The sequence below is a fragment of the Streptomyces sp. NPDC020379 genome (genome assembly GCF_044387105.1).
Lineage (GTDB): Bacteria > Actinomycetota > Actinomycetes > Streptomycetales > Streptomycetaceae > Streptomyces.
The window spans coordinates 497,424-512,167 of record NZ_JBIRVR010000001.1; the positions used below are offsets into that span (position 1 = coordinate 497,424).

Here is a 14,744-nt window from a genome sequence, read left to right on the forward strand (position 1 = left end):
GCCTCACCGCCGCGGATCGTGATCCCGTTTCGCCGGGCCGTTGTGGGGCTGTTCCGAGTCCGAGCCGCACAGTTCCGCGTTGAGTTCGGTCACGAGCCGGTGGAGGTCGGTGGGGCGGTCCTTGGACCACCAGTCGCCCAGGAGTTCGGCGAGTGACTCCTCGCGGGCGCGGAAGAGGCGTCCGGCGACCTCTCGGCCCTCGGGGGTGAGAACCAGCGGGAGTCCTTCGCGTGCGGCGAGGCCGCGGGTCTCCAACTGCCGTGCGGCCTCGGTGATGATCCGCAAGGGGATGTCGACGCGCTCGGCGAGCAGGGCGGGCTCGGCGGAGCCGTACCGGTTCATGCGCAGCAGCATCCAGCTCGCGGCGGGGTGGAGGTCGAGGCCCGCCCGTTCGGTGATCTCCTCGTAGACCCGGCGCTTGCCCTCGCGGCTGCCGAGGAGGGAGAGCGCGCGGGCACATTCCTCGTGGGAGGTGCGTTCGACGGGGTTGCTGGAGAGGACCTCGCTGGTGTCGGGGGCGGTGACGCTGCCCCGCAGCGGCTCCTCCCGCAGGAGGAAGGCGAGGACGAAGGCCACGAGGACGGCGGGGACCGCGTAGAGGAAGACGTCGGTGATCGACGTGGAGTAGGCGTCGAGCACCCCGGCCCGCGGCCCGGCGGGCAGCGCGGCGACCGCGCGCGGGTCGGCCTTGAGGCGCTCCGGGGTGAGGCCGGGCGGCAGGTGCGCGCCGGCGAGCGCGTCGGCGATGCGGGGGCCGAGCATGCCGGTGAAGATCGTGCCGAAGATGGAGACGCCGAAGGAGGCGCCGATGGACCGGAAGAAGGTGGCGCCGGAGGTGGCGACGCCGAGGTCCTCGTAGCCCACGGCGTTCTGCACGATGAGCACGAGCACCTGCATGACCAGGCCGAGCCCGAAGCCGAACACGAAGAAATAGCCGCTCATCTCGGCCGTGCCGCTGGCCGGATCCAGTCGGTGCAGCAGGAGCAGGCCGATGGCGATCAGCCCGGTGCCGGCGATGGGGAAGACCTTGTAGCGGCCGGTGCGGCTGACGATCTGTCCGGAGCCGGTGGAGGAGATCAGGATGCCCGCCACCATCGGCAGCATGTGCACGCCCGACAGAGTGGGCGAGACGCCCCGCACGACCTGGAGGAAGGTCGGCAGATAGGTCATGGAGCCGAACATCGCGAAGCCGACGACGAAGCCGATCACGGAGCAGAGCGAGAAGGTCCGGATCCGGAACAGCTTCAGCGGCAGGACGGGCTCCGCGGCGCGGCGCTCCACGAGCACGAACGGCACCAGCAGCGCCACCCCCAGCACCCCGAGGCCGATGACCTGCCAGGACGACCAGGAGTAGGTGACACCGCCGAGCGAGGTCATCAGCACCAGGCAGGTGGCGACGGCGGCGATGAGGAAGGTGCCGAGGTAGTCGATGCGGTGCGGGGTGCGGCGGACCGGGATGTGCAGGACGGCGGCGATCACGCCGAGCGCGACGATGCCGATGGGCAGGTTGATGTAGAAGACCCAGCGCCAGCTCAGGTGGTCGACGAAGAGGCCGCCGAGCAGCGGGCCGAGCACGCTCGTACCGCCGAAGACGGCGCCGAACAGCCCTTGGTAGCGGCCGCGGTCGCGCGGCGGCACGATGTCGCCGACGATCGCCATCGACAGCACCATCAGCCCGCCGCCGCCCAGTCCTTGCAGGGCGCGGAAGGCGATGAGCTCGCCCATCCCCTGGGCGAGCCCGCACAGCGCGGAGCCGACCAGGAAGATGACGATGGCCGTCTGGAAGAGCTTCTTGCGCCCGTACTGGTCGCCGAGCTTGCCCCACAGCGGGGTCGCGGCCGTGGACGCGAGAAGATAGGCGGTGACGACCCAGGAGAGGTGGTCGAGGCCGCCGAGGTCGCTGACGATCGTGGGCAGCGCGGTGGAGACGATCGTCTGGTCCAGGGCCGCCAGCAGCAAGCCGAGCAGCAGCGCGCCGATCGCGACGAGCACGGTGCGCCGGGGCTGGCCCTCGCCGGGTACGGGCACGGGCTCCGCGGCGGCCACGGAGGGGCCCGGGGTCTCGTCCGCCATGCGCTGTCTCCTGGGTGCGACTCGGATGGCGCTCGGGTGCGGCCACCCGGTCCGGGCGGCCGGCACGTGCTCCCGTCCCATCGTCTTCCGGATCGGGCCGCCCGGCCCCCCGGGGTAGGCCATTGGCAGCTCATGACCGGGGCGACCACTGCCGCGATCAAGGCTGGACCTGGGCTGTTGGAGTTCCGCACGACTTTTTGTATCGTTAAGGAACAAAGTGGCTCCGCTCGTATTCCCTGACCGGCGGGCGGAGCCGCTTGTCTTCCTCCCGCGCCCTGGAGTCGCCGATGCCGGCCAACGCCCCCACCCCGACCACCCTGACGGCCCGCGCCCTCCTCCTGGACATGGACGGCACGATCGTCAACTCCGACGCCGTGGTCGAGCGCTGCTGGCGGGCCTGGGCGAACGAGCAGGGCCTGGACGCGGAAGCGGTGATGAAGGTCGTGCACGGCCGCCAGGGGTACGCGACCATGGCCGTGCTGCTCCCGGACCGCCCCATGGAGCTGAACCACGCCGACAACCGCCGCATGCTCGCGGCCGAGACCGCCGACGTCGACGGTGTCGTGCCGGTCCCCGGCGCCCCGGCCTTCATGGCCGCCCTCGCCGCCCTGCCGCACGCCCTGGTCACCTCCGCCGACCGCGGCCTCGCCGAGGCCCGCATGGGCGCGGCCGGGCTCCCGATGCCGCGGGTGCGGGTCACCGCGGAGTCCGTGGGCGCGAGCAAGCCGGACCCCGAGGGCTTCCTCAAGGGCGCCGCGCACCTCGGCTTCGACCCCGCCGACTGCGTCGTCTTCGAGGACTCCGAGGCGGGCATCGCGGCGGGCAGGGCCGCCGGCATGCGCGTCGTGGGCGTGGGCCCCCGCGCGGCGGCCCACGGCCCGGATGTGGCCGTGCCGGACCTCACGCACGTACGGGTGGAGGCGCTCCCGGAGGGCGGGATCGCCCTGCACGTCGGGAAGTGAGCGGTTTCCGCTCGGCCTGAGCCCGAAGGCAGGATGAGGGCGTGACCACGAACGCCGCGTCCCGTCCGCACCCGAGGCCCGCTTCCTCGATGTCACCGGTGGTCGTGGCCACGACGCCCTCCGGCAATCGCGGCTGAAGCTGACGCTCGACGCGCAAGGCCGCCAGGCCGTGACGGCCCGCCGGGGTCCTCATCTTGACGATCCGGCCGTCGCTGATCTCGATATGGGGGCTGAACAGCGGGGGCGGCGTGAAGTGTTCGGCGAAGGCACGCGGGTGCTCGTAGAGCTCTCGCTTCTCAGGGGTCACCACATCCGCAGCGCATGACGAAATCGTCATGCCGGGGTCGTCGAAGCCGAGGCGCCCCCGGCTACCGAAAAAGAAACGGCACCACAGCCCAGCCCCCCATAAAGTGGGCCCCTTCGCCACCGGAAGGGCTCAGCCATGGAAACCACCGAACGCGTCGGGCCGCCCCTCACCGGTGGCGAGCGGGAGACCCTGCGGGCCTTTCTCGACTTCCACCGCGCCACGCTCGCCATGAAGTGCGACGGCCTCTCCGACGAGGACCTGCGCCGCCGCTCGATGCCGCCCTCGGCCCTGACGCTCCTCGGGCTCGTGCGGCACATGGCGGAGGTCGAGCGCACCTGGTTCCGCCGGGTGATGGGCGGCGAGGAGGACATCCCCCTGGTCTGGTCCGCCGAGGGCGACTACCAGGCGGCCTACGACGTGAGCTCCGCCACCCGCTCGGAAGCCTTCGCCGCCTGGCAGGCGGAGGTGGAGCACGCGCGCCGTATCGAAAGGGCCGCGGAATCCCTCGATGTGACGGGCTATCAGCCCCGCTGGGGCGCGGACGTCTCGCTCCGCCTGGTGATGCTCCACCTCATCCACGAGTACGCCCGCCACAACGGCCACGCGGACTTCCTGCGCGAGGGCGTCGACGGCACGGTGGGGGCCTGAGAGCGGGCCCCGTCAGCCCACCGCCGCCTCGTACAGGCTGAACCCCGCCAGGGCCAGCATCACCAGGGCCGCGATCTTCGTGATCAGGGCCAGGGGGACGTACTTCATCAGCGTGCGGCCGCCCACGATGCCCAGGCCGGCCACCGCCCACAGGCCCAGCGTCGCGCCCACGCCCACCGAGACGGGGTCGTCGTAGCGCGCGGCGAGGTTCGCGGTCATGATCTGGGTGAGGTCGCCGAACTCCGCGACCAGGATCAGCATGAAGCCCGCGCCGGAGACCTTCCAGAAGGACTGGTCGGCGGGTTTGGCGATCTCCTCCTCGTCGTCGTCCTTCTTGAAGAGGAGCACGGCCGCGCCCGCGAGGAAGGCGAGGCCGACGATCACCTGGAGGATCCGGTGCGGGAGCAGGGTCAGCAGGCTGCCCGCGGCGATCGCCAGGACGACGTGCACGAGGAAGGCGGCCGCGACGCCCGCGAAGACGTACGAGGCGCGGTAGCGGGTGCCGAGCATCAGGGAGGCGAGAGCCGTCTTGTCGGGGAGTTCGGCAAGGAAGATCACGCCGAAGACCAGGGCGGCGACGGTGAAGCTGAACACAGGAGGATTCCTCGGTAGGTGGGACCGCCGTACCGAGAGACCTGCGGGAATCCAGGGGTCGCTTCGGCACGGCAGCGTCATGGACACTGCGGCCGAAGGTCTCGCTGGCCTACGGAAGACTTCCGTCTGCCTCCGGGCGCCGGCTGGTGTGACCCAGCAGTATGTCGACGGTCCGGCGAAGAGCTACTCCCCTTCTGCTCCGTTCAGAGTACGCGATGAGCCGCGGAATCGTTTCAGGCCGTACCACCGGGGGCCGCCCGGGGGCGGCTCCCGGTGCAGCACCCCGCGCGCGATCAGCTCCAGCGTGACGGCGACCGCCACCGTCTGGACGGCCATGAGCGCGACCAGGACGAACAGCTGCACCGCCCCCGCGAGCGTCGGCGACGCCCCGCCCAGCAGCATGCCCACGAAGGCACCCGGGAGTGTGACGAGCCCCACCGTGCGCGTCTGGTCCAGGCCCGGCAGCAGCGCGTCGGAGGCCGCGGGCCGGGCGACCTCCAGCCGCGCCTCGCGGTCGAGCAGGCCGAGCGCCATCCCCGCCTCCACCTCGCCGTGCCGGGTGCGCAGCTCGTCCAGCCCGCGCCGCCCGGCGAGGACGGTGGCCGTCAGCGCGCCGCCGATGAGGATGCCCGTGATGGGGATCAGGGCGATGCCCGTGACCGGGACGAGCCCGGTGAGCAGCAGTGTGACCACCACCGGCAGCACTCCCGCGCCGATCGGCACGGCCGCCCACCACCAGGTGGCGTTGTCCGTGACGCGGCGCCCGGCCGTCCGTACGGCCACGGCGAACATCAGCAGGACGAAGCACAGCAGCAGCGGCAGGGCGTGGACCACCCAGCCGATCAGCGCGGAGACGGCGGCCAGTTGGACGGCGGCGCGCAGCCCGGCGACGGCGATCGCGCGGGCGTAGCCACGCCCTCGTCCGTCGGCCAGCCGGGCGAGGGCGGCGACCCCCGTGGTGGCGACGAGCAGGACGGCGAGGACCACGCCGAGAGTGGTGTTGACGGGCAGGAGGGCTGCGGCGGCGAGCACGCCTCACCTTAGGCGGTGGGCCGCGGATTCCACGGCCGGTGCCGCGGGTGGTGTCGCTCCCGCACCGCCGCCGCGCGGCGGTGTGCCCACATGCCGGACGGCCGGGAAGCGGGCGCTGTCCTCAGGGGCCGGCCTGGCCGGGAAGTGGCCGACGCGAGCGCGCGGCGGCAGCCCGCCGCCGGGCCGAACTCCCCTCACCCGCGCGGGCGATGCCCCTCGGCCAGGATCAACTTCACGTTCGCAACCCCTTGCGTTGACATGATCGCGTCGTCACGCTGTTACCTGGCCAACACCCCCCGGAAACCGGCCGTCGCCACCATGGCCGCACCCCAGTGGCCATCACCCCCCACCAAGGGAGTTCTCATGCCCGGAATGCGCACCCCCACTTCCCCGCGCCGCGTCTACGCGCGTCGCGCGGCCGTCGCCGGCGGGCTCGCCGCGCTCGTCGGATCGCTCGTCCTCGACGGACCCGCCGCGCAGGCCGCGCCCCCGGCCCCGGCGGACGCCGCGACGGCCCGGGCGTATCTGGGTGAGCTCACCGTGCAGCCCGAGGGGTCGATGGACGGCTACAGCCGCGCCAAGTTCCCGCACTGGATCACGCAGCACGGGGAGTGCAACACCCGCGAGGTCGTCCTCCAGCGCGACGGTGACAGCGTGAAGCAGGACGCCAAGTGCGCGGCGGTGTCCGGCACCTGGCACTCCGCGTACGACGGGGCGACCTGGACCGACGCGCAGAGCGTCGACATCGACCACATCGTGCCGCTCGCGCAGGCGTGGCGCTCGGGCGCCGCCAAGTGGACGACGGCCCAGCGACAGGCGTTCGCCAACGACCTGACCCGGCCTCAGCTGATCGCGGTCACCGACCGGGTGAACCAGGCGAAGGGCGACAAGGACCCGGCGCAGTGGATGCCGCCGCTGAAGTCCTATGGGTGCACATACGTGGAGATGTGGGTGACGGTGAAGCACTACTACAAGCTGAGCGTGGACTCCGCGGAGAAGAGCGCGATGGAGAAGGTGCTGGGCGGCTGCTGACGGGCCGCGGCCCTCACCGCCGCCCCGAGAAGCCGAACCACGCCGCGACCCCGTGGACGACAGCGATGAGTCGCCGCATGCGGACTCCTTTTCACAGCAGGGAAGTTGAGGACCGACCGAGGACTTCCCCACCCCGCGCGGCGCCACGCGCGGTTCACTCGGAAGGGGTAAGTCAACCACCACGCGCGGACCCGCTTCCGGTGAACCGCGGAATCCGTTCGACGTGCTCCGACCCGCCGCCATGATGGGCCGACCTTGCCGCCCTCGGCCCCCGGGAGAGCACTGTGGCGCACCATGCGATAGCCGTCGTCGGAGCGGGCCCGCGAGGGTCCGGCGTGCTGGAGCGGATCTGCGCCTCGGCGCCCGAACTCGCCCCGGACGCGCGGCTGACGATCCATATGGTCGACCCCGCGCCGCCGGGGCCGGGGAGCGTCTGGCGCGTCGACCAGCCCGCGGAGCTGCTGATGAACACCGTGGCCGCGCAGGTCACGGTGTTCACCGACGACAGCGTGGAGTGCGCCGGCCCGATACGCCCGGGGCCGAGCCTGCACGCGTGGGCGGGCGGGAGCCTCGGCCCGGACGACTATCCGACGCGCGCGTGCTACGGGCGCTATCTGGCGTGGGCCTTCGCGCGGACGGTGCGGACGGCGCCGGAGAACGTGACGGTCCGGGTGCACCGGGCGAAGGCCGTATGCCTGGCGGACGAGCGGCCGCCGTTCCAGCGCCTGACCCTCGACAGCGGCCGCACGCTGCGCGGACTGGCCGCCGTGGTCCTCGCCCAGGGGCACCTGCCCGCGGTCGCGAGCGGGGAGGAGGCCCGGCTCGCCGCTCACGCCGCCCGCCACGGACTGCGGCACGTCCCGCCCGCCAACCCCGCCGACGTCGATCTCGCCGGCGTCCGCCCGGGCGAGGCCGTGCTCCTGCGCGGCCTGGGGCTGAACTTCTTCGACCACCTCGCGCTGCTCACGACCGGCCGCGGCGGCACCTTCGCCGCGCGCGACGGCGGGCTCGTCTACCGCCCGTCGGGCCGGGAGCCCCGGCTGTACGCGGGATCGCGGCGCGGCGTGCCGTACCAGGCGCGCGGCGACAACCAGAAGGGCGCGTACGCCCGGCACACCCCGCTGCTGCTGACGCCGCAGGTCATCGACGGGTTCCGCGAGCGCGCGGCGGCCGGTGACGCGCCGGACTTCCTGGCCGAGGTGTGGCCGCTGGTGGCCGCGGAGGTCGAGGCGGTGCACTACGCGACGCTGCTCGCGGGCGGCGGGCGGCCCGTCGGCCGGTTCCGCGAGCGCTTCCTCGCGGCGGCGCTCGCCCGGGATTCCGCGGGCGTACGGGAGGTGCTCGACGGCTTCGGCATCGCGCCCGGCGACCGCTGGGACTGGGCGGCACTGGCCCGGCCGTACGGCGACCGGCGCTTCGGGGGACGGCGGGACTTCCGCGCCTGGCTGCTGGCGCATCTGCGCGAGGACGCGGAACGGGCCCGCGCGGGCAATGTCCGCGGCCCGGTCAAGGCGGCGCTGGACGTGCTGCGCGACCTGCGCAACGAGCTGCGGCAGATCGTCGACCACGGCGGACTGGCCGGCGCCTCGCACCGGGAGCACCTCGACGGCTGGTACACGCCGCTGAACGCCTTCCTGTCGATCGGCCCGCCCCGCCGTCGCATCGAGGAGACGGCCGCGCTGATCGAGGCGGGCGTGCTGGAGGTGCTGGGGCCGGGACTGGGGGTGACGACGAGCACGCCGGGCGCCTTCACCGCGCGCTCGGCGGTGGTGCCCGGCTCCGCCGTGTCCGTGACGACCGTCATCGAGGCGCGGTTACCGACGCCGGATGTGCGGCGCACCGGGGACGCCCTGCTGGCCGGGCTGCTGCGGACGGGCCAGTGCCGGGCGCACCGGGTGGGCGGTCATGTCACCGGCGGCCTGGACGTCACGCCGAGCCCCTACCGGCTGATCGACGCGCGGGGGCGGGCGCATCCGCGCCGGTTCGCGGTGGGCGTGCCGACGGAAGGGGTGCGCTGGGTGACGGCGGCGGGCGCCCGTCCGGGGGTGAATTCGGTGACGCTCGCGGACGCCGACGCGGTGGCGCGGGCCGTGCTGCGAACGTGTCGTGGGTGGTCATCGGGGGCGACTCCCCAAGAGCTTGAACTTGCAAGTATCGATTAGGTGTACCTAACCTGTGCTCCTCGGCGTTCCTGTCCCCGACACGAGGAGCACTTCCGCGATGCCCCCCACCACCGCTTCCCCCACGTCCGCCGGCACCGCCGTCGGCGGCACGGCCCAGGCCCTGACGCTCACCGAACGGCTCGACGCCGCCCGGCCGTACGCCCTCTCGGCGTTCCGCGTCGTGGTCGGCCTGCTCTTCGCCTGCCACGGCGCCGCGTCCCTCTTCGGCGTGCTCGGCGGCGCCGCGGGCGTCGGCGGCACGATCGCGGCGGGCACCTGGCCCGGCTGGTACGCGGCCGTCATCCAGCTCGTCGGCGGCGTCCTCGTGCTGCTGGGCGTCGGCACCCGCAGCGCGGCCCTGATCTCCTCCGGCTCGATGGCGTACGCGTACTTCGACGTGCACCAGAGCATGGCCCTGTGGCCGATCCAGAACGGCGGCGAGGCGTCCGCGATGTTCGCGTGGGCCTTCCTGCTGCTCGTCTTCACCGGCCCCGGGGCCCTTTCCCTGGACCGGGTCCTCCGCCGCACGCGCTGACCCGGCCCCGCCCCGGATCCGGCCGGCCTTGCCGTTGATCCGCGGGCCGGATCCTCCGCACCACCGCTGTGCGGCGGTGTCCTCGCTCGCCGGACGGGCTCGTTCCCGGCTGAACTCGGCCAGGGGCGGGCCCGTCCGGCGCGGGCGCCCGGCCCCGGGCCGCCGTCCGCGCAACACCCCACACCGGCGCAACTCCGGCACGTGATTCAAACAACATCACCGGCCCCGCGCTCATGTCACAGGAGTCCCAGGCGTACGCTGTGCGGTTGTGAAGGCCGCCCCTGCCGCTCCCCTGCGACGTCGCGGCGGGGGACCGTACCGGGAGATCAGGACGTGCTGGAGCAGTTGGGGGCCTTGGCCGACACCCCATGGATCTATGTGATCGTCGGGATCTCCGTACTCCTCGACGTCTTCCTGCCCGTGCTGCCCAGCGGCGTGCTGGTGATCACCGCCGCCACCACGGCCGCGGGCTCCGCGGCCGGCGCGGTCGGTGACGCGGCACACGGTCACGCGGGCTTCCCCGAGATGTTCGCACTCGTGATGTGCGCGGCGACCGCCTCGGTGCTCGGCGACATGGTCGCCTACCGCCTCGCCTGGCGTGGCGGCGACCGCTTCGACCGGGCCATCGCCCGCTCCCGCCGCCTCACCGCCGCCCAGGCCAAGCTCGGCACGGCGCTGCTGCGCGGCGGCGGCCCGCTCGTGGTCGTCGCCCGGTTCGCGCCCGCCGGCCGGTCGGTCGTCAGCCTCGGCGCGGGCGTCATGCACCGCAGGGTGGCGGAGTTCCTCCCCTGGTCGGCGCTGGCGGGGCTGACCTGGGCGGCGTACAGCGTGAGCCTGGGCTATTTCGGCGGGCAGTGGCTGGGCGCCACCTGGCTCGGCACGGCCGTCTCCTTCTTCGCCCTCTTCGCGGCCGGGCTCGGCGCCGCGTTCGTGGTGAAGCACCCCCGCCACCGTGAGGCACAGGCGCGGTAGGGACCGTTACGGCACCGGCCGTACACGGCCGCGCCGCCCGGCCGAGGCGGGCCTTCCGCATCGGTACGAGCGTGCTTACGCCGCCCCCGCGAGCGTTCTCCTCATGAGCGGGCACCCCGCGGCGGGACGCTCCCGCGGGGCCTCCGCCGCGCTCAGAGCTTGGTCAGCTTGGTGTACGGGCCGGGGATGCGCTCCTGCCGGGAGGCGAAGTCGACGAGCACGGCGACGTCCTCCTCGACACCGATGACCCGGCCGAGGCCGTAGCGGTCGTGGGTCACCCGGTCCCCCACGGTGAAGTGCTTCACCGGGACGGGTGCGGCGGGAGCATTGAAGGGGCTGGTGGGCAGGAACCGTCGGTGCGCTGCTGGCTTCGTCATTGTCCTCAGTATGCGCCCTCCGCGGGCGGGCGGCGCCCGGGAACGGCACAGCGGCCCGGCTCCACGGGGGAACCGGACCGCTGGACGATCATCCGCCGGAGGTCGCCGGGACCTCGGCCGGATCAGTGGACCTTGGCGAAGGCGTCCTTGTCGAACGCCGTCAGACCGTTGGCCCACAGCGCGTTGACGCGGCTCTTCTCCTGCGCGTTCGGGTAGGGGTTGGTGCAGGACGGGCCGGGGCCGCCACCGGACATCAACTCGCTGCACGGGCCCTGGTAGTGGTCGGGCAGGCCGAGCACGTGCCCGGTCTCGTGGGCGGTGACGCGGGTGGAGTCGTACTGCTGGTTCTGCTGGTAGTCGAGGAAGATGTAGCCGCGCCCGTGGCCGTCGGTCTGGGCGTACGAGCCGCGGGAGTCGTTGCCCTCGTAGTACGAGAAGTCGGCGTTGCCACCGGCTCTCAGCTGGACGTTACGGACGGAGCTGTTCCAGATCTGCGCCGCGTTCGCTATCTCCTGCTGGAAGCTGGGCGCGTTGCTGGGGTCGTAGGTGACCGTGACGGTCTTCAGGCCGGGCGACTTGGCGGCCTTGGCCTTCGCGGACTTCATCACGGCCTCGAAGAACGCCTTGTTGCCGGCCTGCTCGGCCGCCGAGCCGACGTACGACGACCGGGTGACTGCGTGCGAACCTTCGGCCACGGTCGCCGCGGTGGCGGGGACGGACAGCGCCGCCGCCAGACCGAGACCGAGGGCGGCCGAGAGCACCATGGTGGAGCGATTCATGTGGGGGACTCCATTCGTTCCGAGAGCCCCGGCCGCTGGTGGTGGGTCGGCCGGAGCGCGTCGGTGAACTGCTGGTCCCGGGCAGTCTCTGACGAGATATCAGTGATACGGATGATGCCAATTGGCCATAGCTCCGTCCAATCACCTACCCTGCCCCCGATGTGCCTGGTGTGACATCCGAGGTGCGGTTATGCTCCCCCCGTGGAGCTCGAGGTCAGGCATCTGCGCGCGCTTTGCGCCATTGCCGACACCGGAAGTGTGCGGAAGGCCGCGCTCCGGCTCGGCATGACACAACCCTCCCTCACCACCCAACTCCGCCGCATCGAGAGTGCCGTCGGCGGTCTCCTCTTCACCCGCGGCCAGACCGGCAGCCACCCCACGCCGCTCGGCCACACCGTGCTGCTCCGCGCGCGGCCCATCGTCGCCGAGATGTCGGCCCTGGTGACGGCCGCCCGAAATGCCGCTGTCCGCACGGGCGGTGAGCGGCTGCGGGTGGGCAGCGTCGGCAGCCGGGTGGTGACGGGGTGGCTGCGCCGCCTCCACGAGCGACTGCCCGATACGGATATCACCATCCATATAGAGGTATCGGCGAACACACTGCTCCAACTGCTCGCCACCCACCAGCTCGACGTGGCCTTCGTGCACGAGACCGAGGGCTTCCCGCTGGACGTGCCCGGCGGTGTCGAGCGGCGCGTGCTCACCGCGCGGGAGCCGAGGTTCGTCGCCCTCGCCGCCGGGCACCCCGCCGCGGGCCGGCCGGTGGTGAAGCTCGCCGAACTCGCCGACGACTCCTGGATCGTGGACCCGACCGCCGATCACGAATGGGCCGCGCTGTGCCGGGCCTTCGCGGGGATCGGGCTCGACCCCCGGCTGATCCACGTCCGTGACAACGCCACCGCCGCGGACCTGGTCGCCTCCGGCGAGGCCGTACGCCCCTGCCAGCCCACGGCCGAACCGGCCCCCGGCACGGTCGTCCGCCCCCTGCACGGCGACCCCCTGACCACCGAACTCTCCCTGGCCGCCCGCGCCTGCGCCCTCCCCCTGCCCGAACTGGACGCGCTCTTCACCGACTTGGAGGCGGCCTACACGGAGGCGGCCTCCCGGAGCGCGGCCTACGGCACGTGGCTGGACATGAGGGGCGTCCCGCTCCTCCGCGGCTGATGCCCGCGCGGCGGCCGACGGGCCGCGCCTGACGGACGCGCCTGCCCTGGTCGTCCGACGCCCGTGCGCCAGGCCGTGTCCGATGACTCTTGAGCCGGCCGCCCCGCGGCTGCGGGTACCTCCGGAGAGGCGGCCGACGCCTCACGCGGCGCGCCGCGTGGCGGAGAAGCTCTGCCCGGCGATCGGGCAAGGCCCGTCCGGATGGGCGCTAGCCGGCGCGGCCCGGCACCACCGGGCCGGACTCGTAGGCGATCACCACCGCGTGGGTGCGGTTCTGCGCGCCGAACTTGGTCCGCACGTTCCCGGCGTGCGTCTTTACCGTCTCCAGGCTCACCGTGCAGGACCGCGCGATCTCCGGGTTGGACAGGCCCGTGGCCATCAGGCGCAGCACCTCCTCCTCCCGCCCGGTCAGCGCCGCCTTCGGCAGCGTCGCGGCGGAGCCCAGCGTGCGGGCCGCGACCATCCGGCGCAGCGCCGCCGGGAAGAGGAGCGCCTCGCCCTCCACCACCACCCGCACCGCCTCCGCGATCCGCCGGACCGGGAGCCGCTTGAGCACGAACCCGCTGGCTCCCGCGCTGAGCGCGGCGGTGACGTAACTTGAAGCTTTCCGAGGAAGTGAGACGGCGGTACGACATCATCGGTTTCGACCTTCGGGGTGCCGGCCGGAGCTCTCCCGTCAGCTGTGGCCTGACCGCCGAGGAGCAGGCCGCACCCCCGTACAAGGCCGAGACCTTCGCGAAGGACGTGGAGCGGGCGCGCACGGTCGCCGGGAAATGTGAGGCGGAGGCCGGTGCCGAGCTGCCGCACCTCACCACCCGCAACGCCGCGCGCGACATGGACGTCATCCGTGCCGCGCTGGGCGAGCAGAAGATCTCCTTCCTGGGCATCTCCTACGGCACCTGTCCCGGCGCCGTATACACGCAGTTGTTCCCCCAGCGGGCCGACCGCTTCGTGCTGGACAGCGCGACCGGCCCCACGCGCGTCTACCGGGGAATGTTCCAGGACATGGCGAAGGCGGACGAGCAGGCTTTCACCCGCTGGACGCGCTGGACCGCACAGCGCCACGCCGTCTACGGACTGGGCCGTACCCCGGCCGAGGTCCGCGAGACCTTCCGGGCGCTGATCGCGCGGGCGGATCGCGCGCCCATCCATGCCGACGGGCAGCCCCTCACCGGTGACGACATCCGCGCCGACAACCGCACGTCCATCCACGTCCGGAAAGCCGCCGAACGAATCGCCGCCCTGAAGAAGGCGGCCGAAGGCGGCGATCCCGGCACTCCCCGCCGGGCCCGGGAGCCGGAGGAGAACGACGACAACTACATAGCCATCGCCTGGTCGTTCATGTGCGCCGGCACCCGGACCTGGCCGCACGACCCCGAGAGGTACCGTCGCGACGCGATCCGCGACAAGGCCCGGTATCCGCTGTACGGCGACTTCGCGGCGGCCATCACGCCGTGCGCCTTCTGGAAGCAGGGCGGCGAGCCGCAGACCACGATCGACAACAAGGTGGCGGCGCTGACCGTGCAGAACGCATGGGATTCCCGGACTCCCCTCTTCGCCGCCCAGGCCCTGCACGGCTCCCGGATGCTCACGGTCACCGACGGGGAGGGCCACGGCGCCCTCGGCGCCGACCCGGTTCCCGCGCGGACAAGAACGCGACGGCCTGCCTGACCACGGGGGACCTCCCGGCCGAGGGCGTGACCTGCCGGGCGCCGACCGGGTGAGCGGCCGCCGCACGAGGAAGGGCGCCGTCGAGGGCCCGTGGATGTCAAAGGCCCCCAGCCAAGATCGGCTGGGGGCCTTCGCACTGGTGGGCACAGACGGATTTGAACCGCCGACATCTGCTTTGTAAGAGCAGCGCTCTACCGCTGAGCTATGCGCCCGGGAACGAATGGATAGCCTACATGGCCACGGGCCGGTCCCCGCAAACCCCGGCGGAGGGGCCGGGGGCATCCCCGCCCCCTCCGGTAGTGGGCCGCGTTCCGGGCGTCGCGCCCGCCCGGTCAGGGTCCGCTCCGGCAGCGGCAGCGTCCCGATCGCGCTGAAGCGGGTTCCGGACCTGGTGGAGACGGCCGAGCACGACGGCGGCACCCGGACCGGGCTCTCGCGC

At 72.8% G+C, this 14,744-nt stretch carries 13 protein-coding genes, 1 tRNA gene and 1 pseudogene; 8 read left to right on the top strand and 7 right to left on the bottom strand.

All coding sequences use genetic code 11. The annotated features are described in order from the left end of the window. Positions 1–3: 3 nt before the first annotated feature. Positions 4–2,073: an MFS transporter gene (locus ACH427_RS02280; protein ID WP_398867437.1), complete on the bottom strand. Its 2,070-nt coding sequence runs from the start codon at positions 2,071–2,073 to the stop codon at positions 4–6. 287 nt (positions 2,074–2,360) lie between these two features. Between ACH427_RS02280 and ACH427_RS02285 the strand changes: the two genes are divergently transcribed. Both ACH427_RS02285 and ACH427_RS02290 read left to right on the top strand, forming a co-directional pair. Further along, positions 2,361–3,035: an HAD-IA family hydrolase gene (locus tag ACH427_RS02285; RefSeq protein ID WP_398867504.1), complete on the top strand. Its 675-nt coding sequence runs from the start codon at positions 2,361–2,363 to the stop codon at positions 3,033–3,035. 442 nt (positions 3,036–3,477) lie between these two features. After that, on the top strand, positions 3,478–3,990 hold the full coding sequence (locus ACH427_RS02290) for a DinB family protein (protein ID WP_398867438.1): 513 nt from the start codon (positions 3,478–3,480) through the stop codon (positions 3,988–3,990). A gap of 12 nt (positions 3,991–4,002) precedes the next feature. On the opposite strand, the gene ACH427_RS02295 is transcribed toward ACH427_RS02290, so the two are convergent. Then, complete coding sequence (locus tag ACH427_RS02295; protein ID WP_398867439.1) at positions 4,003–4,584, bottom strand: TMEM165/GDT1 family protein; 582 nt, start codon at positions 4,582–4,584, stop codon at positions 4,003–4,005. A 183-nt stretch (positions 4,585–4,767) separates the two neighbouring features. After that, the gene (locus ACH427_RS02300) at positions 4,768–5,616 is read right to left on the bottom strand and encodes an ABC transporter permease (protein ID WP_398867440.1); all 849 of its coding nucleotides are present in this window, start codon (positions 5,614–5,616) and stop codon (positions 4,768–4,770) included. 363 nt (positions 5,617–5,979) lie between these two features. Between ACH427_RS02300 and ACH427_RS02305 the strand changes: the two genes are divergently transcribed. From ACH427_RS02305 to ACH427_RS02320, 4 genes are all read left to right on the top strand, one after another. Next, complete coding sequence (locus ACH427_RS02305; RefSeq protein ID WP_398867441.1) at positions 5,980–6,648, top strand: HNH endonuclease family protein; 669 nt, start codon at positions 5,980–5,982, stop codon at positions 6,646–6,648. Between the two features lie 284 nt (positions 6,649–6,932). Continuing rightward, positions 6,933–8,810 carry an FAD/NAD(P)-binding protein gene (locus ACH427_RS02310; RefSeq protein ID WP_398867442.1) on the top strand — a complete coding sequence of 626 codons (1,878 nt, stop codon included), beginning with the start codon at positions 6,933–6,935 and terminating at the stop codon, positions 8,808–8,810. 58 nt (positions 8,811–8,868) lie between these two features. After that, positions 8,869–9,345: a DoxX family protein gene (locus tag ACH427_RS02315; RefSeq protein ID WP_398867443.1), complete on the top strand. Its 477-nt coding sequence runs from the start codon at positions 8,869–8,871 to the stop codon at positions 9,343–9,345. A gap of 333 nt (positions 9,346–9,678) precedes the next feature. Beyond that, positions 9,679–10,317: a DedA family protein gene (locus tag ACH427_RS02320; RefSeq protein WP_398867444.1), complete on the top strand. Its 639-nt coding sequence runs from the start codon at positions 9,679–9,681 to the stop codon at positions 10,315–10,317. A 152-nt stretch (positions 10,318–10,469) separates the two neighbouring features. On the opposite strand, the gene ACH427_RS02325 is transcribed toward ACH427_RS02320, so the two are convergent. Both ACH427_RS02325 and snpA read right to left on the bottom strand, forming a co-directional pair. Then, positions 10,470–10,694 (bottom strand): hypothetical protein, encoded by a 225-nt coding sequence (locus ACH427_RS02325; RefSeq protein ID WP_398867445.1) that lies wholly within the window; start codon positions 10,692–10,694, stop codon positions 10,470–10,472. Between the two features lie 122 nt (positions 10,695–10,816). Continuing rightward, positions 10,817–11,473, bottom strand: coding sequence for a snapalysin (gene snpA / locus ACH427_RS02330; protein WP_398867446.1), 657 nt, complete (start codon positions 11,471–11,473; stop codon positions 10,817–10,819). Between the two features lie 201 nt (positions 11,474–11,674). On the opposite strand from snpA, the gene ACH427_RS02335 reads away from it, so the two are divergent. Then, positions 11,675–12,634, top strand: coding sequence for a LysR family transcriptional regulator (locus ACH427_RS02335; RefSeq protein ID WP_398867447.1), 960 nt, complete (start codon positions 11,675–11,677; stop codon positions 12,632–12,634). Positions 12,635–12,842: 208 nt separating this feature from the next. On the opposite strand, the pseudogene ACH427_RS02340 reads toward ACH427_RS02335, so the two are convergent. Continuing rightward, positions 12,843–13,229 (bottom strand): annotated as a pseudogene (locus ACH427_RS02340) (DNA-binding response regulator); the annotation flags it as partial. A gap of 2 nt (positions 13,230–13,231) precedes the next feature. Between ACH427_RS02340 and ACH427_RS02345 the strand changes: the two are divergent. Beyond that, positions 13,232–14,305 (top strand): alpha/beta fold hydrolase, encoded by a 1,074-nt coding sequence (locus ACH427_RS02345; protein ID WP_398867448.1) that lies wholly within the window; start codon positions 13,232–13,234, stop codon positions 14,303–14,305. A gap of 137 nt (positions 14,306–14,442) precedes the next feature. On the opposite strand, the gene ACH427_RS02350 is transcribed toward ACH427_RS02345, so the two are convergent. Continuing rightward, positions 14,443–14,517, bottom strand: a tRNA-Val gene (locus tag ACH427_RS02350). Positions 14,518–14,744 lie beyond the last annotated feature (227 nt).

What these genes read in the sequence shown, in the direction of transcription:
- ACH427_RS02325 (WP_398867445.1), bottom strand. Translation starts at nt 10,694, where the DNA reads ATGACGAAGCCAGCAGCGCACCGACGGTTCCTGCCCACCAGCCCCTTC.
- ACH427_RS02280 (WP_398867437.1), bottom strand. Translation starts at nt 2,073, where the DNA reads ATGGCGGACGAGACCCCGGGCCCCTCCGTGGCCGCCGCGGAGCCCGTG.
- ACH427_RS02305 (WP_398867441.1), top strand. Translation starts at nt 5,980, where the DNA reads ATGCCCGGAATGCGCACCCCCACTTCCCCGCGCCGCGTCTACGCGCGT.
- ACH427_RS02315 (WP_398867443.1), top strand. Translation starts at nt 8,869, where the DNA reads ATGCCCCCCACCACCGCTTCCCCCACGTCCGCCGGCACCGCCGTCGGC.
- ACH427_RS02285 (WP_398867504.1), top strand. Translation starts at nt 2,361, where the DNA reads ATGCCGGCCAACGCCCCCACCCCGACCACCCTGACGGCCCGCGCCCTC.
- ACH427_RS02290 (WP_398867438.1), top strand. Translation starts at nt 3,478, where the DNA reads ATGGAAACCACCGAACGCGTCGGGCCGCCCCTCACCGGTGGCGAGCGG.
- snpA (WP_398867446.1), bottom strand. Translation starts at nt 11,473, where the DNA reads ATGAATCGCTCCACCATGGTGCTCTCGGCCGCCCTCGGTCTCGGTCTG.